Below are 611 nucleotides of genomic sequence, written 5' to 3' on the forward strand. Positions count from 1 at the left end.
CGTTCATGCGCAGTGGACTCGACGGGTTCGACAGCCTCGATGATGCGGCCGCGGCGATCGCGGCGTACACCCCGAACCGTGTTCGTAAGTCCAATCCGCAGGGGTTGCGCAAGAACCTCCGAATGCGAGCATTCACCTCGATGGTGCCCTACGTGGTAAACAGCAATTCACCCGCACTCCGCCCCTCGCGAAAGAGCTCCGATCACGTTGCGGAACTTCCCTCTCGGCAACAGAATTCGGACACGGACCCTCGCCGCGGATGCCCACAATCCGTGGGTCGATTCGCCGGCGACACTCCTGGGATCCGTTGCGCCTGTCGGCTACGCCGCGACCTGATTCCTCCCCGCTGGAGCTGACACGTCCCACGATATCGGTCACCCCCGCACAGGCACCGCCATCACCCACGGCCGCACTCGGCCCGGTGCTGCTGGACTCGACCCGTGAATCCCCCGAAGCTGCCCAGCCGGTGATCCACTCATCGGCCGGCACACGGAACGGGCATCGCCGACGCCAACCCGCCTCGGTCGCAACGACTGCACAGACCGGAGAATCCGATCGAACACTCACTCGCCCTTAGCTATTCACGGGTCTTTCTGTTCCCAAAGGGATGC

The 611-nt window shown here is 64.0% G+C and carries 1 pseudogene; it reads left to right on the forward strand.

From position 1 onward, the window contains the following. Positions 1 to 128: pseudogene (locus A8G15_RS32150) on the forward strand (alpha/beta fold hydrolase); the annotation flags it as partial. Positions 129 to 611: the final 483 nt, after the last annotated feature.

Source organism: Rhodococcus phenolicus (genome assembly GCF_001646785.1).
GTDB classification, from domain to species: domain Bacteria; phylum Actinomycetota; class Actinomycetes; order Mycobacteriales; family Mycobacteriaceae; genus Rhodococcus; species Rhodococcus phenolicus.